18 protein-coding genes and 1 pseudogene are annotated in these 19,735 nt (G+C 63.2%); 3 read left to right on the plus strand and 16 right to left on the minus strand.

Annotated features, from left to right (window positions below; genetic code table 11):
- Positions 1 to 2: 2 nt before the first annotated feature.
- Positions 3 to 1,667, minus strand: a complete 1,665-nt coding sequence (locus LMTR13_RS33725) for a thiamine pyrophosphate-binding protein (protein WP_065731516.1) — start codon at positions 1,665 to 1,667, stop codon at positions 3 to 5.
- 758 nt (positions 1,668 to 2,425) lie between these two features.
- Here LMTR13_RS33725 and LMTR13_RS33730 point away from each other — a divergent pair.
- Positions 2,426 to 2,833: a hypothetical protein gene (locus LMTR13_RS33730; protein WP_065733187.1), complete on the plus strand. Its 408-nt coding sequence runs from the start codon at positions 2,426 to 2,428 to the stop codon at positions 2,831 to 2,833.
- Between the two features lie 393 nt (positions 2,834 to 3,226).
- Here LMTR13_RS33730 and LMTR13_RS33735 read toward each other — a convergent pair whose 3' ends face one another.
- The 6 genes and pseudogenes from LMTR13_RS33735 to LMTR13_RS33760 form a co-directional block, all read right to left on the minus strand.
- Positions 3,227 to 5,209 (minus strand): TRAP transporter permease, encoded by a 1,983-nt coding sequence (locus LMTR13_RS33735; protein WP_065731517.1) that lies wholly within the window; start codon positions 5,207 to 5,209, stop codon positions 3,227 to 3,229.
- A gap of 276 nt (positions 5,210 to 5,485) precedes the next feature.
- On the minus strand, positions 5,486 to 6,697 hold the full coding sequence (locus LMTR13_RS33740) for a TAXI family TRAP transporter solute-binding subunit (RefSeq protein WP_065731518.1): 1,212 nt from the start codon (positions 6,695 to 6,697) through the stop codon (positions 5,486 to 5,488).
- Positions 6,698 to 6,862: 165 nt separating this feature from the next.
- Positions 6,863 to 7,244: pseudogene (locus LMTR13_RS43050) on the minus strand (hypothetical protein); the annotation flags it as partial.
- Between the two features lie 439 nt (positions 7,245 to 7,683).
- Positions 7,684 to 8,196: a GFA family protein gene (locus LMTR13_RS33750; RefSeq protein WP_065731520.1), complete on the minus strand. Its 513-nt coding sequence runs from the start codon at positions 8,194 to 8,196 to the stop codon at positions 7,684 to 7,686.
- A 195-nt stretch (positions 8,197 to 8,391) separates the two neighbouring features.
- The gene (locus LMTR13_RS33755; RefSeq protein WP_065733188.1) at positions 8,392 to 9,516 is read right to left on the minus strand and encodes an alkene reductase; all 1,125 of its coding nucleotides are present in this window, start codon (positions 9,514 to 9,516) and stop codon (positions 8,392 to 8,394) included.
- A gap of 121 nt (positions 9,517 to 9,637) precedes the next feature.
- Positions 9,638 to 11,134, minus strand: a complete 1,497-nt coding sequence (locus tag LMTR13_RS33760) for an aldehyde dehydrogenase family protein (protein ID WP_065731521.1) — start codon at positions 11,132 to 11,134, stop codon at positions 9,638 to 9,640.
- Between the two features lie 193 nt (positions 11,135 to 11,327).
- Between LMTR13_RS33760 and LMTR13_RS33765 the strand changes: the two genes are divergently transcribed.
- Positions 11,328 to 12,179 carry an SDR family NAD(P)-dependent oxidoreductase gene (locus tag LMTR13_RS33765; RefSeq protein ID WP_065733189.1) on the plus strand — a complete coding sequence of 284 codons (852 nt, stop codon included), beginning with the start codon at positions 11,328 to 11,330 and terminating at the stop codon, positions 12,177 to 12,179.
- Positions 12,180 to 12,297: 118 nt separating this feature from the next.
- Here LMTR13_RS33765 and LMTR13_RS33770 read toward each other — a convergent pair whose 3' ends face one another.
- From LMTR13_RS33770 to LMTR13_RS33795, 6 genes are all read right to left on the minus strand, one after another.
- A complete protein-coding gene (locus tag LMTR13_RS33770; protein WP_065731522.1) occupies positions 12,298 to 12,504 on the minus strand; it encodes a hypothetical protein in 207 nt (68 codons plus the stop codon).
- 94 nt (positions 12,505 to 12,598) lie between these two features.
- Entirely contained in the window at positions 12,599 to 13,798 is a 1,200-nt protein-coding gene (locus LMTR13_RS33775) for a hypothetical protein (protein ID WP_065731523.1), read from the minus strand.
- An 11-nt stretch (positions 13,799 to 13,809) separates the two neighbouring features.
- Positions 13,810 to 14,850: a hypothetical protein gene (locus LMTR13_RS33780; protein ID WP_418219733.1), complete on the minus strand. Its 1,041-nt coding sequence runs from the start codon at positions 14,848 to 14,850 to the stop codon at positions 13,810 to 13,812.
- Positions 14,851 to 15,195: 345 nt separating this feature from the next.
- Positions 15,196 to 15,564, minus strand: coding sequence for a hypothetical protein (locus tag LMTR13_RS33785; protein ID WP_065731524.1), 369 nt, complete (start codon positions 15,562 to 15,564; stop codon positions 15,196 to 15,198).
- Between the two features lie 185 nt (positions 15,565 to 15,749).
- Positions 15,750 to 16,025 carry a YiaA/YiaB family inner membrane protein gene (locus tag LMTR13_RS33790; RefSeq protein WP_057841492.1) on the minus strand — a complete coding sequence of 92 codons (276 nt, stop codon included), beginning with the start codon at positions 16,023 to 16,025 and terminating at the stop codon, positions 15,750 to 15,752.
- Positions 16,026 to 16,069: 44 nt separating this feature from the next.
- Entirely contained in the window at positions 16,070 to 16,765 is a 696-nt protein-coding gene (locus tag LMTR13_RS33795; RefSeq protein ID WP_065731525.1) for a PspA/IM30 family protein, read from the minus strand.
- Between the two features lie 102 nt (positions 16,766 to 16,867).
- Between LMTR13_RS33795 and LMTR13_RS33800 the strand changes: the two genes are divergently transcribed.
- Entirely contained in the window at positions 16,868 to 17,494 is a 627-nt protein-coding gene (locus LMTR13_RS33800) for a TetR/AcrR family transcriptional regulator (RefSeq protein WP_065733191.1), read from the plus strand.
- Positions 17,495 to 17,497: 3 nt separating this feature from the next.
- On the opposite strand, the gene LMTR13_RS33805 is transcribed toward LMTR13_RS33800, so the two are convergent.
- From LMTR13_RS33805 to LMTR13_RS33815, 3 genes are all read right to left on the minus strand, one after another.
- On the minus strand, positions 17,498 to 18,013 hold the full coding sequence (locus LMTR13_RS33805) for a hypothetical protein (protein WP_156795894.1): 516 nt from the start codon (positions 18,011 to 18,013) through the stop codon (positions 17,498 to 17,500).
- 176 nt (positions 18,014 to 18,189) lie between these two features.
- Positions 18,190 to 18,603 (minus strand): Rieske (2Fe-2S) protein, encoded by a 414-nt coding sequence (locus LMTR13_RS33810; protein WP_065731527.1) that lies wholly within the window; start codon positions 18,601 to 18,603, stop codon positions 18,190 to 18,192.
- 16 nt (positions 18,604 to 18,619) lie between these two features.
- On the minus strand, positions 18,620 to 19,732 hold the full coding sequence (locus tag LMTR13_RS33815) for an amidohydrolase family protein (RefSeq protein WP_065731528.1): 1,113 nt from the start codon (positions 19,730 to 19,732) through the stop codon (positions 18,620 to 18,622).
- Positions 19,733 to 19,735 lie beyond the last annotated feature (3 nt).

Consider the following 19,735-nt stretch of genomic DNA (forward strand, 5'->3'; position numbering starts at 1 on the left):
TTCTAATTCACCGAATTACTCACCATGACCTCGATCAGCTTCGCGCCGGGGCGGCTGAAGGCCGACGACAACACCGACTTCAACTGACCGGGATTGGTCACCTTCGTTGCCTCAAGACCCAGCGACTTCGCAACGCCGGCAAAGTCCACCGGCGGATCGACAAAATCCATGCCGACGTAGTGATCGTCGCCGTGGAAGGCGAGCAGCCGCTGCTTGATGATGCGGTAGCCGCCATTGTTGATGATGACGAACGTCAGCGGCAGCTTGTGGTTTGCGGCCGTCCACAGCGACTGGATCGAGTACATCGAGCTGCCGTCGCCGGAATAACAGACCACCGGCCGCTGCGGATTGGCGAGGCTGACGCCGACGGACGCCGGCAGCCCCCAGCCGATGCCGCCCGAAGCCAGCGCGTGATAGCCGTAGCGGTCGCGATGCGGACGCAGCGCGATTATCTGCCGCGACGACGTCAATCCTTCGTCGACCAGGATGGCGTTGTCGGGCATCGCCTCGACCACCTGTAGCGCCAGCCAGTCCGGATCAATCGGCGAGGTCTCGGCATGTTTCGAAATCTGGTCGACCAGCGGCCGGCGCCGCGCCGTCCAGTTCTTCGAGGCGAGTGCATCCAATCCTTGGCTCGCGCGCGCCTGGAGCGCGCTGCCGCCGGCGGCCTTTAGAGCCGGCACCAAGGCGCGCAAGGTTTCCCGCACATCGGCCTTGAGCGCGATGTCTGCACCGTAATTCCTGGCGAGGTCGTGGTCGACCAGACCGACCTGCACGATCGACAGCCCATCCGGCAACGGATCGACTTCGCTGTAGACCGACATCCGCAAGGGATCGCCGCCGAGCGCAATGATGAGATCGTACGGCGACAGCGCGTCCCGGGCGATCTTCTGGATGCGCGCCAGCGCGCCCATGAAGCACGGGCTTTCCGACAGGAAATGCGCGCCATAGGGCGTCGGCGACTGGTACGCCGGGCAACCCAGCGTTTCCGCGAGTTCAGCGGCCTCCTGCAACGCATCGCTTTTTACGATCTCATCGCCGACAATGATCACGGGCCGCTCTGCCTTGAGGATGCGCGCGGTGAGCGCCTGCAGCGACTCCTCCGATGGTTTGACGCGCGTATCGACGCGGGTCGAGCGGCCGAGCTCGATGCCGGCCTCGGCATTGAGGATGTCGCCCGGCAGCGAGATGAACACCGGTCCCGTCGGTGGCGTGGTTGCGATCTTGGCGGCACGGCGCACGATCCGCGGCAGGTCCTCCAGCCGCGTCACCTCCACGGCCCATTTGACCAGCGGCGCGGCCATCTGCACCAGCGGACCATAGAGCACCGGTTCGGTCAGACCATGGCCTTGCTCCTGCTGGCCGGCCGTCAGGATCAACGGCGTGCCGGTGAAGCTGGCGTTGTAGAGCGAGCCCATGGCGTTGCCGAGCCCGGGCGCGACATGCACGTTGCAGGCGACGAGCTTGCCGGAGGCCCGGCTGAAACCGTCGGCCATCGCGACGACCAGGCTCTCCTGCATCGCCATCACATAGGTGAGGTCGGGATGGTCCTTCAGCGCGTGCATGATCGGCAGTTCGGTGGTGCCGGGATTACCGAACAGATGCGTAACGCCCTCGTCCTTTAGCAGCGCCAGGAATGCGGAGCGGCCGGTGATCTTGTTTTTCATACTTCCTCCCACCCGCCGCTTCGAAGAAGTGCGGGGTGGAAACAGATGACCAAACTTGGCGCGTGTAAGCAATGGAGGGCGGGTTATGGCTGCTCTGCACAGGTATTTTCCGTGTCCCGGACACGTCCAGCGCAGCAGCGGTACACTGCGGGACCCGGACACAAAATCGCGAAAACAACCCCATGCAAAGTAGCGTGGGACCCGGCTCGCCGCACTCAGGCCGCCTGCGTCCGAGGCACAAGATGGACCGTCGTCACGGCCTCATCCCGCTTAGGCCGAGTACTCATTAAGCGACTGACATGTCCGCTCAACCCTCAACAGCGGCGAAATAGCGGACATAGCCCGATGTCGCAGAAAGGCACAACTCCGGACACCGGACGACACGCCAATCGGGTCGTGGCGGCGCACTTACCGCCGACCGAGCCGCGGGCGCCGGTCAGCCACGCTGACTTACTATCTCAGTTGTGAGGTTGCCGACGTAAGAGCCGGTCTTCAGCCTTCAGGCTCTAACCAATTTGAGACATGGTGCATTCTTGATGCTGTTTCTCAGGGCGCGTCCGGTCGTGTATAATCTTCTTGCCCCCTGAAACGGGACAGCCGAAATCGCCGTCCGGGGCGAACAAGCACCACCGATGCCATCGGCAGGCACGCTCTCTTAACAGACCGACGCTTTTTTCGGTTCGCACCACCATTCACATTCCACGAAATGCGCGCGCCGCTTCTGCGGCGGCTCGTTGCGCGACCTCAGGAGAAAAGCGATGAACAAGATCGATCGAAGGTCAGCATTGGGAATCGGGTTGGCTGCGGCTTCGGCCGCCATGTTGAAGCCAGCCGCCGCTCAAACTACGGGCTACAAGGACACGACGCCGTGGCCAGGTGTCGTGGTGCGCGCTTATGATGGCGAGACACCATCCATCATCCCCGGTTTTAAGACCGTCTCGATGCGCGATGTCATTATGCAGCCGGCATCGAAGACAGCCGGCCCCCCGATGATGAATGCCATGATCTGCCATATCACCGAAGGGGAGCTTCGGCTCGAGCAGGACGAAAAGACCTTTACGGCCAAGAAGAACTTTGTCTGGACCTGCAACAAGGACACAAAAGAGCAGGCGTACAATGACGGGAACGTGGTCGCGATCATGCGGATCACGGACCTGAAGGCTTAAGGCTCCTTCTTCGTAAGAGACCGATTCGAGGTCCGGATGGCGCACTCGACGAGGCGCCATCCGCGAAATGTCGACCGCCAATGATTGCCGTGGAGCACAAGCCGCTCTGAACGATGCGAGAAGGCGTTGCCGCCGAGAGTCTTCCTGGGGTCATTCGCCACCGGCCGCCCGTCGCCGAGCCGGAAACGAAGGCTACAGTGGCCCGAAAGCTGACCTGATTCCAACGCCCTGGCCCATGCTTCTCGCCCTCTCGAACCGAGGAGTAAGACCATGCAAGATCAAGAGAACGCGACCCTCGCGCACCATAATCGAGTGCCCTGGAACAATCCATGAATCACGATTTCAACCCGCAAGACTATTTTAGTGCCTATGCGCGAAGGCGGGAGAGGATCGCTACGCCGTCGCGTGCGAAGCGCGCTCGGCCGGCAGCATCACCCGCCAGCCGGAGCGGCTGTCGAGCAGCAACAGGCCGTAGACCACGAACACCATGCCGAGGCCGATGACGGTGGTGATGATCTCCGGGAACACCAGCAGCATCGCGCCGACCACCAGCGCTACCCGCACCGCGAGGCCGAGCGGCGTGTTGCGCACGGCGCCGGCAAACGGCAGGTAGCCCTGCAACGCATAGGCGAGCACAGACACGCCGATCAGCGCCGAGATCAGCACCTTGACGAAAGTGAAGGCGTCGAACTGCTGCAGCACCAGCACCGGCGCGTAGACGAAGAAGAACGGCAGCGCGTACTTCACGGTCGCGAAGCGCACCGACTCCATCATGGCGCTCATCAGGCGCGCCCCAGCAATGCCGGAGGCCGCGATCACGGCGAGGCCGACGGGCGGCGTCACATTGGAGAGGCTCGCCCAGTAGAGGATGAACAGGTGCACGGCCATCGGGTCGAGCCCCTGCCTGATCAGCGCCGGCGCCATCGTGATGGCGAGGAAGATGTAGGCGGCCGTGATCGTCATCCCCATGCCGAGGATGAAGCATGCGATGGCGCCCATCACCAGTAGCATCAGCACGCTGTCGCCGGCCGCACGCACGAGATCGCTCGACAGCGTGCCGGCGAGCCCGGTCACCGAGAGCGAGCCGATGAGGAATCCGACGGCGGCGAGGATGGCGACGATCTCGGCGAGCAGCTTGCCGGTCGACATGATGAGCTCGACGATGCGCGACCAGGTCCATCGCGTTTCCTTCCGTATCATGGCCAGCGCCAGAAGCAGGGCTGTGGCGTAGAACGGGGCCACCACCTCCATGCGTGCGACGATGAGGAAGTAGATCAGGAGGCCGAAAGCGATCAGGTAGAACCAGCCCTCACGTAGCGTGCGGCCCATGCGCGGCAGTTCGTCCACCGGCACGCCCTTGACGTCGTTCTTGGCGGCATAGCCGTCGAGCTGCAGGAACAGGCTGATGAAATAGAGCAGGATCGGGATGGTGGCGGCGATCGCCACATCGACGTAAGGCACGCCGAGGATCGAGGCCATCACGAAGGCGGTCGCCGCCATCACCGGCGGCATCACCGTGCCGCCGCTCGACGCATTGGCCTCGATCGCCGCCGCGCTTTCCGGCTTGAAGCCAGTACGGATCATCGTCGGGATGGTGACCTGGCCGGTGGAGAGCACGTTGCTGATCGCGCTGCCGCTCATCGAGCCGAACAGCGCACTCGCGAAGATCGCGACCTTCGCCGCCCCGCCGCGGAACCGGCCGAGCATGGCGAGCGCGAGATTGGTGAAGAAATGGCCGCCGCCGGTCACCTGCAGCGCAACGCCGAAGATCAGGAATCCGACGAACAGCGTGCCGAACACCCGCATCGGAATGCCGAGAACGGCTTCGACGCCCATTGTGTGGTAGCGGATGGTATCGGTGAAGGCGAGGTCGTAGCCGGAAATCGGATCGGGAAGGTGGCCGGCGACCACTGGATAGAGCGAAAAGGCGACGATGATCGCCATGAACATCCACCCGCCGGTGCGGCGCGCCGCCTCGATCAGCAGCAGCCACAACACGATGCCGAAATAGACAGCGTATTCCGGCGCGTTGAACTCCCACGCCTGCATGACGATGTTCTCGGCATTGTAGGCGAAGAAGAAGGTGCTCACGAGGGCGGCGAGGAACAGCACCGCGTCGTACCAGGGCACACCGCGCGCCGCGCCCGCATGCGCGGGAAAGATCACGAACGCCATCGAGAGAAACACGCCGAGAAGCACGTAGAGGTAGCGGTTCTCGAGAAGCGTGATGCCGACGAAGAAGCGCAGGTTGAAGATCTGGTTGACCGCGATGAAGACGCCGACAAGCGTCATCGCGACAAAAACCGCTTGCCAGAACGGCTCAAGCTGTCGGTGGCGCACCACGACTTTTGCAGCGACGTCGTCGGCTATCGCCATCTGTCGGTTCCTTTTGGGCCTTCGGCCCATGTCCGTTTCGCGACCCAAGGCGTATGTGTCAGCGCCTTGCCCCGGGAATGTCGCACTATCCGTCCGCGCGAGGTAATTACCGCCCGGCAGAGCCGGGGGGCCTCCCTTGATGGGCTAGCTTCATAAAGCTGCTAGGTCCCTTCAGGTTCTAACGTTCGCAAACGAGAGTGCAGCAAAGTGACGCGAACGTTAGAACCGGGACACCAGGGTCTGCGGTCCGCGATTGTGCGCGGCGCGGCTGACGCCTTACCAGAACTTCTCGACCCAATAGGGCTCGAAGTTCCCCTTCTTCAGCGCCTCGGCGCGATGCTTCATCCACAGCGTGGCGAAGTCCTTGACCGCGACCTCCTTCTCGTCGCGTTCCGCGAGCGCCTTTTCCCAGGCCTCCGCCAGCACCTTCTGCCGCTCGATCAGCCGCGCATTGTGCTTGTCCTCTTCCTCCTTCCAGACGCCGCGCTCCTTGTAGTAGCGCACCGCACCGGGGTGATACGGGATCACCCACTGAAGGCGCTGCCGCTCCATCGCATAACCATCATTGCCGGGGAAGGCATCCTTGTAGTCCTTGTTGAGCTCGACGATCATCCGCGTCTGCTGATAGACGAGCTCTTCGTCCTGATCGGCATAGGCTGAGACGATCGGGTAGCCGTAGGTCGCGCCGACATGCGGGGTCTGCTTGGAGACCGGCTTCGCGCCGATGGTCGCCTCGTTGTATTCGTAGTAGGGCGTCACCCGTCGCAGGCGCTTCCAGGCTTCAGGATCCTCCTGCGGCTTCGGCATGTGCGCCGGCTGATAGCCGCGCGGAGAATTCGCCAGCTCATAGACGCCGCCGGAATTGGTGCTGGCGATCCAGCAGTCGGCCTGCCCCTCGCGCACCGCGCGGGTGGATGCGCCCCAGCTCGGGAACTCGATCTTCTGCACGTCATCCCAGGTGAGGCCGCCGCCGGCGAGCCAGCCGGTCATGTTGAGGTTCAAGGCCGGCGCACCCACCACCCAGGCAATGCGCTTGCCCTTCATGTCGGAAACCATCTTGACGCCGGAATCGGCCGCGCAGGACGCCACGCCCGTATTGAAGTCCGCCCACGCCATGTTGAGGATGCGCATGGGTTGCGGCCCCCATTCGGGTGCGCCGAACTCCATCACGCCTTCCTGCGACAGGAAGCTCGCGATGCCGAGCGCGCCGAAATGCGCGCGCCTGGCGGCGAGCGGCGACTGGCGCGCGATGTCGTTGCCACCTGGAATCACACGCATGGTGATCCCTTCCTTCTGCGCCATCACGTGGCCGATCGAGGCCGCGGAAGAGTAACCGCCGGAGCCGACGTCGTAGGCGGTCCAAACGACCGTGCGCGGCAGATCTTTCTTCTGCTGCGCCTGCGCACTCCATTGCGTGCCGAACGCCAGCGCCAGCGCGCCCAGCGCGACGCCTCCCGCGAGAGCAATCTTTCCGATCGAGAAACTCATCCTTGATCCTCCCTCTCCAACTCAGGTTATCGAGGTAGACCGACGCCTTGGTTGAGCGTCTTGTCGTTGGTTGGGCGCCGCTGTCGGGGGCGCTGCCAGGCGGCAAGTCTGCCATGCCCGCGTCGTGAAACAAAGGCCGCGGACCGCCTGTCAGCGTGCGACGCTCGCGCGCAGCGCCTGGCTCTTCCATTCCGTCGTCTTGCCCTCGGGAGTGCTCAGCCGCGCGCGTGGCACCTCGGTTTCGACCGGCCCGAAAATCCCGTCAGCGACCGCGTCCGCCTGCCGTGGCGGTGACCCGCAACCCCTGTGGCTCCTTCATCGCCAGCCTTCCGACCTCGCCCGCAACGCAGACGTGCCAGCACCGCGTCAACTCGTCGCGGATCAGCTCATCGATGAAATCGCGCGCGCGAGCGCGAACCTCTGTCTCCTCGGAGACTACGCCACACCCAATTCCTACCCACCGCCTTGTCGACGGCGAGCTGGCGTCTTTGGGATGCAGTTGAGCGGACACGTTGCGAAAAATGAGTTCCGCGACCGAGCTGTACATCTTTTCCACGATCATTCTGATCGAGTTCTATCTCTTGACGAACGACTTGCTGGCTTACGCTTCCGAAAAATTCCAATTCGACTTCGGGCTGCACTTCTCGGAGATCCGACTTAAGTTCGACCTCGATAATTTCGACACGCCCATTCCGATTAGAACGAAGCTCCTGCAATTGTCCTCTCACTATTATTCTGACACTGCTTGGGTTCGCTCTCGCGCTCATCACTCGGCAATAAGATCAATTTGGCAAGTCCGCGTTGGGTCAAGAACGACAAAGCTCAGCGTGAGCATAGTAGGTCCGCTTTCGGGTGCATGGCGTCCGACCCGCTCCTTGGCGGGCCACATTGAGCCGGACTGTCTTGCCGTGATTCAAGCCCCTTATCGCCTTCGTCCAGCTCGCATCCATCCGGCTATGGCTGGCTGCGCGTAGTGGGTCCACGCTCTAGAACATCCCCTCGCTATTGGCGCGCTTCTTCTTTTTCGAACGCTGCCAGACCACGCCGGGATATCCCTTCAGCGGCACCAGCGGCTCGCCGGTATAGGCCCATTCCTGCAATTCCTCGATCGCGATGTGATAGAGCGGCTGGCGGCCGGTGCGGCCGGAGAACAGCGCGCGGGGGATGTTGACCATATGGGGCGAGCGCGGACGCTCATAGACGACAGGGGTGCCGCAATTGGAGCAAAAACTGCGCACCGTCTTGGTGGCCTCGTCTTCGTACCGTGTGAGACTGGCCTTGCCCTTGGTAATGCGAAAGCGCTTGCGCCAGCTTCCGACATAGGTTGCGTAGGCCGCGCCATGCGCGCGGCGGCTTGACGGCGAATGATCGTGCCAGGCCCAGCGCGCGGGCACGTCGATCTCGAAGGCGACCTTGCCGCACAGGCATTGGCCCGCGGCGGGTTTGCCGAGTGAGACGGCCTTGGTTTTCTTCTGCTCCAGCTCGGTTTCAGGAAACATTTTTAGGGTCCTGCTCTCACACTCCGTCATTGCGAGGAGCGGAGCGACGACACTCCGTCATTCCGGGATGGTCCGAAGGACCAGACCCGGAATCTCGAGATTCTCTGGTGCGCAATTGCGCACCATAGTTCGATGCTTCGCATCGCCCCGGAATGACGGGTTCATTCTCTACGATTTCGCAATGACGCCTGTGGCTCACGCCTGCTCCAGTTCAATGTGCTCCGGATAATCCGTATAGCCCGCTACGTCGCCGCCGTAGAACGTCGCGCGGTTATAGGGCGTCAGCGGGAAGCCGCGCTGCAGCCTGCGCGGCAAGTCCGGATTCGAAATGAAGATGCGGCCGAACGCGACCGCGTCGGCATGGCCATCCCTGATCGCCGCATCGGCCGTCTCGCCGGTGAAGCCGCCGGCCGTGATCAGCACGCCCTTCCAGATCGGGCGGAACAGCACCATCGCCGACGGCACGTTCTGGTGGTTGACCTCGGCGCGGCCGGCGCCGGAAGAGCGCGGTTCGATGAAATGCAGGTAGGCGAGGCCAAGCGGATTGAGCTGTTCGACGGCATACGTGTAAAGCGGCATCGGGTCAGGCTCGCCGCTGCCGTTGGCGACGCCATAGGGCGACAGCCGCACGCCGACGCGGTCGGCTCCCCAGACCTCGACCACCGCCCTGGTCACTTCCATCAGGAAGCGCACACGGTTCGGAATCGAGCCGCCATACTGATCGGTGCGCAGGTTGGTGTGCGACTGCAGGAACTGCTCGATCAAATAGCCATTGGCGCCGTGCACCTCGACACCGTCGAAGCCGGCGGCAAGCGCGTTCTTCGCGGCCTGACGATAGGCGTCGACCACACTGGGAATTTCCGACGTCTCGAGCGCGCGCGGCGTCTCGTAGGGCACCGCCCTGCCGTCTGCCGTGCCGGTCTTCAGATCGGCGATCGGCACCGCCGATGGCGCGACCGGCAACATGCCGCCCGGCTGGAAGGAGGAATGCGAGACACGACCGACATGCCAGAGCTGCAGGAAAATGATTCCGCCCTTGGCGTGAACCGCATCGACCACCTCGCGCCAGCCTGCGGTCTGCGCTTCCGTATAGATGCCGGGAACGCCGGGGCTGCCGAAGCCCGTCGCCATCACGGGCGAGGCTTCGGCGATGAGCAATCCCCCCGGCGTCGCACGCTGCGCATAGTACTCCGCATTCAACGGCCGTGGTGCGAGGCTCGGCTTCGCCGCCCGCATCCGCGTCAACGGCGCCAACGCGAGACGATGATTGATCTGATAGCGCCCGACCTCGAGCGGCGAAAACAACGATGGATAATTCATGTCTTCCAGAACCCCCGTGTTGATACCAATATGTAACCGCGTCAGCTTGTTCGTAAAAGGTTTGATACGCAACAACGGCGGCCGAAGCCGCCGCCGTCGCATACGTCGATCTGATAGTGCCTCAGGCCGTCTTGATCCAGACCGCTTTGACGTTGAGATATTCCTCGACGTGCTGCTTGCCGGACTCACGGCCGTAGCCGCTCATCTTGTAGCCGCCGAACGGAACGGCGGGATCCATGGCCTGATAGCAGTTCACCCAGACCGAGCCGGCGCGTAACGCCTTCGCGACCTGGTGCGCCTTGCTGACATTGGTGGTCCAGACGCCACTGCCCAATCCGAAGGTGGTGGCATTGGCGCGCTTGACCAGTTCGTCGGTATCCTTGAAGGAAATCGCCGAGATCACCGGGCCGAAGATTTCCTCCTGCGCGATCCGCATATTGTCCTGCACATTGGCGAACACCGTCGGCTGCACGAAGAAACCCTTCGAGAGCGCGCCTTCGGTCAGTCGGCTGCCGCCGGCCACCGCCTTGGCGCCTTCCTTCTGGCCGATGTCGAGGTAACCAGCGACGCGGTCCATCTGCTGCTGCGAGACCAACGGCCCGATCTGCGTGCCCGGATCGAGGCCGTTGCCGACCTGCAGCTTCTTGCCGAATTCGGCGACGCGGCCGACGAATTCGTCATAGACTTTCTCTTCGACGAACAGCCGCGTCCCCGCGCTGCAGATCTGCCCGGAATTGGCAAACACCGCCATCGCGGCGCCCGGCACTGCCGCGTCGAGATCGGCATCGGCGAACACGATGTCGGGCGACTTGCCGCCGAGTTCGAGCGACACGCGCTTGAGGTTGCCGGCGGAGGCGCGGATGATCGACTGTCCCGTGACGTGCGAGCCGGTGAAGGCGACCTTGTCGACATCGGGATGCGAAGCGAGCGCCGCGCCGGCGGTCTCGCCGTAGCCGGGCACGACATTGACGACGCCAGGCGGAACGCCGGCTTCCATACAGAGCTCGGCGAGCCGCAGCGAGGTCAGCGGCGCTTCCTCGGCGGGCTTCAACACCACGGTGCAGCCGGTTGCGATCGCGGGGCCGATCTTCCAGACCGTGGCAGCAAGCGGCCCGTTCCAGGGGATGATCGCTCCCACGACACCGACGGGCTCCTTCAGCGTGTAGGAGAAGATGTCGCCGGGCAGCGAGTTCTCGATGGTCTCGCCGTGCAGCGCGGTGGCCTGCCCGGCGTAATAGCGGAGCATGCCGAGCACGCGCAGCCTGTTGCCTCGGGTACGGCTGATCGGCGCGCCCATGTCCATCGTATCGAGCTGCGACAGCTCCTCGAAATGCTTCTCGACGAGATCGGCGAGCTTCAGCAACAGGCCTTGCCGCTCATAGGGCTTGACCTTGCTCCACGGTCCCTCGAAGGCGCGGCGGGCCGCCGCAACGGCGCGGTTGATATCCTCCACGTCACCCTCGGCAACGCTTGCCAATAGCTCGCCGGTTGCCGGATTGTGGGTCTCGAACCGTTTGCCGGAGGCGGCATCGATCCACTGGCCATCGATCAGCATGCGCTTGTAGGAACCATCCGCATACGGATGGCGCGTGATCGGAATTGCCTGCGTGACAGCCATGTTTACACTCCCTTGAAAGTCGGTCGGAATTCTAAGCCGCTATGCTTGCGGATCTATAATGGTTGCATGAAATCGTAATGCGGCCGAACGATTGCGGAAAGCAGCCGATGCGAAGACCTCCCATGCCCGTTCGTCCATGGTAGTCTGAGGCGTCGACCTGCGAATACCTACCTCATCTGTCCGGAGAATGACGATGCCCCATCCTGCGATGTCGCCAAATCATGTTGCCGTGATTACCGGGGGTGCCTCCGGCATCGGGCTCGCCGCCGCGATGCGTTTCGCCGGCTTCGGCATGAAGGTGTGCATCGCAGATATCGGCGCCGAGCGCCTCGCCGAGGCCGCGGCCACACTGGTAGCCGTCGCCAGGGGCGGCGCGGCCGATATCATGACGGCATCGGTCGACGTCAGCCGCTTCGATGAGGTTGCGGGCCTGGAAGCCGCAGTGCAAAAGCGGTTCGGCGGCACCGACATCCTGATGAACAATGCCGGCATTGGCCCGGACAGCAACAGTTTTGGTCCGCTGGAAAACTGGCAGCGCATTCTCGCGGTGAACCTGTGGGGCGTCATTCACGGCACGCAAGTTTTCGTGCCTCACATGGTCGAACGCGGACGGGCGGGCCTCGTGATCAACACCGGCTCCAAGCAGGGCATCACGACGCCGCCCGGCAATCCCGCCTACAACGTCTCCAAGGCCGGCATCAAGGCGCAAACAGAAGCGCTGCAGCATGAATTGCGGAACCTGCCGGGCTGCAAGATCAGTGCGCATCTGATGATCCCCGGCCACGTCTTCACGCCCCTGACCGCGCGCGGCCGCACCGAGAAGCCACCCGGCGCCTGGACCCCGGAGCAAACGATCGATTTCATGATCGAACGCGTCGACGCCGGCGACTTCTACATCCTCTGTCCGGACAACGACGTACCGCGGCAGCTCGACGAGCGGCGCATGCTGTGGGCGATCGGCGATATCGTCGAGAACCGCCCTGCGTTGTCGCGCTGGCATCCGGATTATGCGGAGGCGTTCGCCAGGTTTGCGAAGGGGCAGTAGCCGGACGGTGGAATCGTAGGGTGGGCAAAGCGAAGCGTGCCCACCATCGCGAGCGCGGCATTAAATTAAAATGGTGGGCACGTCGCTATGCTCCTTTGCCCACCCTACAAACCGAGCCCTACAGCGTTACCTGCTTGTCGCCGCATTGCTTGCAGGCGTATTTGACGCGGGTCGCGCCCTTCTCGGCCTGGACGCGGTTCGGCGCGCCGCACTTGCCGCAGACCGCCTCGATCCTGGTCTGTCCTTGCTTCACGACGATGGTCTTCTTTGCCATCGTCTCGCGGATCAGGCGCTCGGCCTCCTCACGCATCGCTTGCTTCGACATTGGCCTGCCCCGTCATGAACTCGCTACGGCGGCGGTCTTATCACAGTCACAACGCGTTTCGTAAGACGGGCGTGAAAAATCTCGTGACTGAATGTCACGTCGTCTCCGGCGTCAGCGCCAGCAGGCGCCGCAGCAGGGCCAGCGCGGTTTCGGTGGCCGGATCGGCCGAAATCACGGGAACTGCTAGTGTGATGACATCGATCGGATCATGCGATAGCACGATGAGGTGCGTCGCGCTGTTGGCCGCCAGCAGCGACACCACCCGTTCGACGGCCGGATCGGTCGATGTCAGGCCCCACGGCGCATCGGGCTGGCGCAGCACCCGCCGGGTCGAGAGAAAATCGCGCAGCAGTTGCGGATCGTAGCTCGAGAGATCGCTCTCCCGATAACGCCGGGCACTCTCGAAGATCGGATGACGCGCGAGTTCCGCGATCAGCGCGTCGCGCGTTCTGGCCGGCGAGGCCGCGACGGAATTGAGAACGCCGGGCACTTGCGCTTCGAAGTGGGCACGCAGCGCATCCACCATCAGCCCGATGGTGAGAACGCCCGCGATGGCAATGGCGCAGAATCGCACGACCTGCGCGACATCGGCATCCGGCGCGACGAACGCCGCGGCAATACCGAGGAGCGCCGAACTCGACAGCCGCAATGCCGTCATCGTCAGTGCCTGACGCTGCGTCTCCGCGCCGCGTTCCGCAATCAGTATCGCGGTAACGACGAGCAGCGCACCCAATGCCCCGAGCCGGACCGGGATATCCGGAAACAGCACCCTGAAATCGGTGACGATGAAAGGAATGACCAGGATGGCGCCGACGGCGAGACGGCCGACGATGCGATTCTCTGATACCATCAGCATCCCCCGGTCGCGGGTTGCCAGCAGCCAGGCACAGATTGCAAAGCCACCAAGCTGGAACAGCGCGAGCAGGATGGCGGCAGGTGCTGCGAGGGTCTCCAATCCAGCAGCGCCGGCGAGACCGAGCGCGATGCCTCCGCTCAGAAGCGCGATCTTGGCCGGGCGCGGGGCATGACGCCGCAAAATACCTTCGGTGACGATCAATGCGCCGAGCGGTATCAGCGCGGCCGGAATTGCCGACAGGTTATTCAGCAGCACGCTGCCGCTCCACCACGCTGTGCCCCGCACCAGGAACAGCGACGCGATAATGCCAAGCGCGACCAGAAGACGCCGCGTCAGCGGGCCCTTCGGATCGCGCCGGTGCAGCGTGATCATGGCGACGCCAAGCCCGATCGCGCCGCAGAGATTGACGATGGAATCGGCGATCATGCCAGATGTCATTTCACCTGGTGTCATCGGCCGTTCCCTCGCCACGGCCGCAAGCTGCCGAACGGACGCGTATCGTCGAGCCAGTAAACCACCGGCAGTATCAGCCGCTGCAGCGCCAGGATGGCGGAAGCCGCGAGCAGCGCCGGCAATGAACCGGCCGGCACATCGCGCTGGATGTAGCGGCGGGCACCGGCGAGATCGATGCGGCCGAGCTGCAGGACGTCGTCGCCCCTGACGTAATCGAGCTCACGCGCACACCAGGCGTTATATTGCTCGTCGCGATGTTTGGGCGCGGCTTCGAACGTCTTCTTCAGCGCGTCCGATCCGCCTGTATAGGCATTGGTGATGACAAACCGGGCCACGTCGAAGCCGGCTTCCTCACCCACGCCGAACACGGCGCGGTGACGGGACATGATGCCGCGCGCCAATTGCAGATGTGCAAAACTCTGGCGCGAGCCCGGATGCGGCGACGGAAAGACATCCGAAAAGGTCTGGCTGACCATGCCGACGACCGACGGCACCTGGGTGACGTTCGAGATCCATTTTGGACGCAGGCCGTCACGGGCAAACAGAACGAGCGCCGTCAGGCCGTACAGTACCCAGGGGAGCCCTTGCCCCCGCTCATCGGGATCGACCATGACCAGGCCGAGATGGGTGACCTCCACCGGCTCGCCGTCAAGCTCGACCTTCATGACCGACAGCGCGTTGAAGGCAATCGGCCGGCCGGTCGCTTCCTCTGAGATCAGCGTGACGATGGCGCGCGACAGCCGTTCGCGCTCGCCGGAGAATATTCCGTAGGTGAGGCTCTCCTTCGGCAGCGTCTTGGCCGCCACGACGCGCAGTTGCGAGACCAGCTCGTCGAGTTCGGCTTCGGAAATCGACAGGCCGGGGGCTTCGACGATTCGGGTGATCAGCCCGGTGTGGGTGCGCAGGGTGAGATCGATGGTTGGCTGGCGCAGCGCCTTTAGCCAAAAGGCGGCATACCCGCGCAGGCGGCCGGCGGTTGACCTGACCTGCACCAGAACGCGACGTGTCGCTGAATTGTCGCTCCAGAATGACGCCATGCGATTCGCTTGCATTCCGGCCGGACTTGTGCGCCCCGCCCGTTAAGGAGCCATGATTGCGGCACCTCGCGGTTGCGGCAAGGTAAACGATGTGTTGAACGCCTCGAACGCCCAACATGATATGCAAACGGCGGATACCGAAGCATCCGCCGCCTGCCTTCGCCAGTACCACGCCACAGGTTACGATGCCCGAATTCTATTTGTGCAACTTCGCCCGCTTGGGATTTCTGCGCCCGCGCCAGTTAACGACCTATAAGACATGCAGTCTTAGGTTGCGGTAGGGTAAACGGTGCATTTAGCGGCCGTATTAAATGATTCAGGACGGGGAGCGTCTGACGTTGCGGGTCAGGTCGTCCGGCTGCGACGGCAATAGTACGTGAGCAGCGAGCACGCACCTGTATTGAGCGCTCCGATGACTGCGATCGGAATCAGGGTGTGCAGCGGCAGCGTCATGCCTCCCAGTTCGGCTCCCAAGAAAAGGACGAGGCCGACGGCAGCGGCCGCCCCGACGATCGCGGTTAAAGGCGCCCTCAAGGAAATAGGCACAACCCAAGCCAGAGCTCCATCAACGGGGCCGGTGATCGCACATACAACCAGACTGAACAAAAACGCTATCGGGATGCCGTAAAGGTCGGCCGCGTATCCGCGGATGGCAATGGGCACCACCGAAACGGCAATGAGCACTCCGAGGCCGGGACCCAGCAACACGAACACGAGCGCTCTTCGCAGCGAAGTCGAATGCCCACGGCCTCGATCATTTTCAGGAGGATCCCCAGGAGGCACGGACATTCCCTTTCAGTTTCTGGTGAGGGCGAAGGCGGACGAGCGAACGGTGGATGCCGAAACATCCGCCGTCCGCCCTCGCCAGCACCGCGCCACAGGTCACGCGGCCTTGGAAACTAGGCAGCCTTGGAAACTTCCATCAGCAGCCGCTCGGCCTTGGCGTCCTCGATGCGGTTCACCAGCTTGCCGCTCTCGTGCATGTCGCGCACAGTCTTGGTCAGGGTGACGCAGGACTGGACGAGCATGACGATGCCCATCGCGAGATAGCCCTTGATCCAGAGATCGAGCGGCAGGAAGAACACGCCGACGGCGACCATGAAGGCCGAGGCGGCGAACGAAACATAGGTAAAGGTAACCCAGGCACCGCTGTGGGGTTGGACGTTCTGGTTCATGATAATCTCCTGTTGATATGGGATTTAATCGATCGGGTTCAGTTTCAGGCAGCTTGCGTGCGTTTGGCGTTCAGCCGCGCGAGCACGTCGTCCGCGGTTGATTTCAGGCGTGGCCCAAAGCCCTGTTCGGCGAGCTTTTCGGCCGTCGCCAGCGGTCCGCTGGCGGCATCGAGTTCGATCAGTGCGTCGGCCGCGGCCTGGGCCTCGATCTGCCGTTCGCGCAGGCGCTTCAGCGTGTTCTCCGCCTCCGGCAGCGTGGATTCGTAGGGCCGCGCGGCCTCGACGCCGCCCCTTCGCAGCGCGCGAACTGCTTCTGACGCGCGGGCAATGCGGCGGCCGCGATCGAGCTCGGTGATCCGCGCCTCGGCGTTGGCGACTTGGCGCTTCATGCGGGTGATCTCGGAGGCAAACAGCGTCCGCGCAGTCATCGCGGCGTCACGGTCGGCCTCGAGATTGGCGATCGCCTGCGCCGCTTCGCGGGCGAGGTCTTCCCGTCCGCCATCGAGCGCAGCGGTGGCGCGAACTTCAAGATCGGCGATGCGAGCGTTGGTGGCGTCGAGACGGCGGCCTTCCTGCTGGTCGCCTGCAATTGCCAATGCCAGCGAGCGCTTGGAACGTTCGACGGCGGCCGCCGCATCGCGCATCTGCTGGTCGAGAATGAGCAGCGCCGCGCGGTCTTCCAGTTCTTCCGCCGCGACAGCCACGCTGCCCCGGAAAAGCGTCAAAACAGTTTTGAACATCGGTAGCTCCCTGTGTTATGAGCATTGCTCATGAAAGAGTTGTACCAGCGCTGTGAGCGCTGCTCAAGAATTATTTTGAGCGACGCTCAAGATTGGAGAATGATGTCTAAGGCATTGGAACGACGAGCAAAACTCCGGGAATCGTTGATCGAAGCGGCGGAGCGACGGATTGCCGCAGGGGGTCTGGCGGGTCTGAAAACACGCGATCTGGCGCGGGACATCAGCATCGCCAACGGCGCGGTCTATAACCTCGTCGAAGACGTGGACGAACTGATCCTGCGCGTTGGGTCGCACACGCTGGCGCGGCTCGACGCCGCGCTCACGGCTGCCGAAGGCGATGGCCCGCCCTCCCCTCGTGAAACGCTGGTGCGCATCGCGGTCGCCTATTGCGATTTCGCCGCCGAAAATCTCGAACTGTGGCGCGCGCTGTTCGAACACCGGATGGCACCAGGCAAGCCGGTTCCGGAATGGGCGGTCAGTGAACAGATGGACCTGTTCCGTCACATCTACCAGCCGCTCGCCACGCTGTTTCCAGAACGAACGCAGGACGAACTGGGCGTGACGGCGCGCAGTCTTTTTTCCGCCGTGCACGGCATGGTGCTGCTAGGGCTCGAACAGAAGCTGATTGCGGTGCCAGTCGAAGCATTACGCGAGGAGATCGCGGCGATCGTTCGCGCGATGGTCGACGGGCTGACCGGCAAGTCTGATTGGACCTCGAAGAGAATGTAACGGTCAGTCGCGGTCGTATTCGGGCAGGCGTTTCCACGGATCCTCGCCTCTCGGAGGCTCGCCCGGGCCGTAATTCTCCACTATCAAATCTTCAAGCCAGACTTGGCCGTGCGGGCCGGCGACGCGCTTCGAGCGCAATGCGCTGGTCAAGTTGCACACCTCGGGTTGATAGAACACATAGCGGCTGCTCTTCGCCACGATCGCGAAGAAGAGGTAGGCACGGCCCGGCTCGAAGTAAAACTCGCAATCCATGTCCTTGTAGACGTCCAGCAGCCTGACGCGAGCAGCCAGCTTGTCGGCCCCCTTCCAGACGCGATCGACGTCAACGGTCCAGGTATGGTCCTTCACTTCGAGCACCCTGCCGATGAAAACGTATTGAGTGCGTGCAAAACTCTGGGCAGGCGAGATTGAATCGCACGTGCAGGCATGCGCGACGTCGGCCCCCGCCGACAGACACAGCAAACCGACGAACCACGCGAGAACTTTTACGGGCGGCCGGCACAACGTGTGATGGGTCATAATTCACCTCCCGCGAAAGGAGCTCGGTCGTAGGGTGGGAGTCGCGCGAATGCTCGCCCGGCGACGAGCGCAAGGGCGCTCGCGGAGTGATGACAGGCTCCGCGTGCCCACCATCAAGAGCGAAGTGTTCGACGGTAGGCTCGGCGCAAGTGCGCCTTTGCCCACCCTACAGACCTTCACGTCTCAATGATCACGTAACTGTCCTCGACGTGGACCGGGAAAGTCTCGGCCACGTAAGGCCCCTTTTGCAGTTCCTCGCCGCTTTCGACTGCCACCGGATACGAGCGCACTTTCACCCGTTTCGGATCGAACCAGGACTGGCCGTTGCGCATGTCGAATTCCCAGCCGTGCCATGGACAGCGCAGGAGCTCGCCGACGCGGGAGCGCTGGTAGACGCCGGGCTCCGGCGAGGTCAGGCGCGCAACGCAGGCGGCCTTTTCCAGCGGTGCGCCCTCGTGCGGGCAGCGATTGAGCAGCGCGAAGAACTCGCCGTTGACGTGGAACACGACGATATCGCGGCCCTCGACGCCGAACACCTTGTTGCCGCCGGGCGGGATGTCTGAGGTACGGGCGACGATGTGCCGGGTCATGTGATCCTGTCGTTACTCAGAGCTTGTAGAGCGCACGCGCGTTACCATTGAAAATCTTGCGACGCTCGGTCTCCGTGAGCGGGGTCTTGAAGGCATAGCGCGGATCGTCGAAATCCCAATGCGGGTAGTCCGACGAGAACAGCAGACGATCGGCGCCGACCCATTCGATCAGCGAGCGCAGATGCTTTGCCTCATCGGGCTCGTCGATCGGCTGCGTCGTGAACCAGAAATGCTGCTTCACATATTCGGACGGGCGGCGCTTGAGATGCGGCACTTCGCTGCGGAACGCCTCAAAGTGCCGGTCCATGCGCCAGGTGGCGGACGGAATCCAGCCGAAGCCGCCTTCGATGAAGACGATCCTCAGGTTCGGGAACCGCTCGGGCACGCCTTCGAGCATGAGGCTGGCGAGCTGCGCGGCCATGGTGTGCGCGTTCGACTGGTGCTCCTCGACATAATAAGACGGCCAGCCGCCGCCGGTCGGCGCATGGCCGCCATAGCCGCCGACGTGAATGCCGAGCGGCAGGCCGAGCTCCTGCGCGCGGGCATAGATCGGCCAGTAACGGCGGCGGCCGAGCGGCTCGTTGGCGCGCGGGCAGACGTTGATCTGCACGTAGCGGCCGATTTTCGCGCAGCGCTCGATTTCGGCGATCGCGAACTCTGTGTCGTCCTGGCCGGCGAGGATCGAGGCTTTCAGCCGCGGCTCGCGGTCGGACCAGAACGCGAGCTGCCAGTCGTTGATGGCGCGCTGGATCGCAGCGCCGAATTCCAGATTCTGCTGCGAGAAGATGAAGAGATCGAGCACCTGCAGAATGCCGTACTCGATATCGAGCGGATCGAGATGCTGCTTGCGCATGAAATCGAGATCGGAGCCCGGAGGCCCGCCGGTCGGCGGCCACGCGTCGCGGCGCGCGATCAGCGGCGAGGAACGCGGATACGGCGTGGTGCCGATATAGGGCGTGCGCAGATGACTGCCGTAGGTGCGCAGATGCTGCTGCCAGCGCTTCGGCATGAACTGTTCAATATCGGCATGCGCGTGAATGCTCGGATGCACGTCGCAATCGATGATGCGCAGCCGGCTTTGCGCGGCGGCTTCCTCGGCGAGCATGGGGCGGTCGATGACGTCACTCATGCG

This window comes from Bradyrhizobium icense (assembly GCF_001693385.1).
Taxonomy (GTDB): Bacteria; Pseudomonadota; Alphaproteobacteria; order Rhizobiales; family Xanthobacteraceae; genus Bradyrhizobium; species Bradyrhizobium icense.

Coding starts and splice junctions, on each gene's coding strand:
- LMTR13_RS33725 (WP_065731516.1), bottom strand. CDS start 1,667: ATGAAAAACAAGATCACCGGCCGCTCCGCATTCCTGGCGCTGCTAAAG.
- LMTR13_RS33730 (WP_065733187.1), top strand. CDS start 2,426: ATGAACAAGATCGATCGAAGGTCAGCATTGGGAATCGGGTTGGCTGCG.
- LMTR13_RS33735 (WP_065731517.1), bottom strand. CDS start 5,209: ATGGCGATAGCCGACGACGTCGCTGCAAAAGTCGTGGTGCGCCACCGA.
- LMTR13_RS33740 (WP_065731518.1), bottom strand. CDS start 6,697: ATGAGTTTCTCGATCGGAAAGATTGCTCTCGCGGGAGGCGTCGCGCTG.
- LMTR13_RS33750 (WP_065731520.1), bottom strand. CDS start 8,196: ATGTTTCCTGAAACCGAGCTGGAGCAGAAGAAAACCAAGGCCGTCTCA.
- LMTR13_RS33755 (WP_065733188.1), bottom strand. CDS start 9,516: ATGAATTATCCATCGTTGTTTTCGCCGCTCGAGGTCGGGCGCTATCAG.
- LMTR13_RS33760 (WP_065731521.1), bottom strand. CDS start 11,134: ATGGCTGTCACGCAGGCAATTCCGATCACGCGCCATCCGTATGCGGAT.
- LMTR13_RS33765 (WP_065733189.1), top strand. CDS start 11,328: ATGCCCCATCCTGCGATGTCGCCAAATCATGTTGCCGTGATTACCGGG.
- LMTR13_RS33770 (WP_065731522.1), bottom strand. CDS start 12,504: ATGTCGAAGCAAGCGATGCGTGAGGAGGCCGAGCGCCTGATCCGCGAG.
- LMTR13_RS33775 (WP_065731523.1), bottom strand. CDS start 13,798: ATGACATCTGGCATGATCGCCGATTCCATCGTCAATCTCTGCGGCGCG.
- LMTR13_RS33780 (WP_418219733.1), bottom strand. CDS start 14,850: ATGGCGTCATTCTGGAGCGACAATTCAGCGACACGTCGCGTTCTGGTG.
- LMTR13_RS33790 (WP_057841492.1), bottom strand. CDS start 16,025: ATGAACCAGAACGTCCAACCCCACAGCGGTGCCTGGGTTACCTTTACC.
- LMTR13_RS33795 (WP_065731525.1), bottom strand. CDS start 16,765: ATGTTCAAAACTGTTTTGACGCTTTTCCGGGGCAGCGTGGCTGTCGCG.
- LMTR13_RS33800 (WP_065733191.1), top strand. CDS start 16,868: ATGTCTAAGGCATTGGAACGACGAGCAAAACTCCGGGAATCGTTGATC.
- LMTR13_RS33805 (WP_156795894.1), bottom strand. CDS start 18,013: ATGACCCATCACACGTTGTGCCGGCCGCCCGTAAAAGTTCTCGCGTGG.
- LMTR13_RS33810 (WP_065731527.1), bottom strand. CDS start 18,603: ATGACCCGGCACATCGTCGCCCGTACCTCAGACATCCCGCCCGGCGGC.
- LMTR13_RS33815 (WP_065731528.1), bottom strand. CDS start 19,732: ATGAGTGACGTCATCGACCGCCCCATGCTCGCCGAGGAAGCCGCCGCG.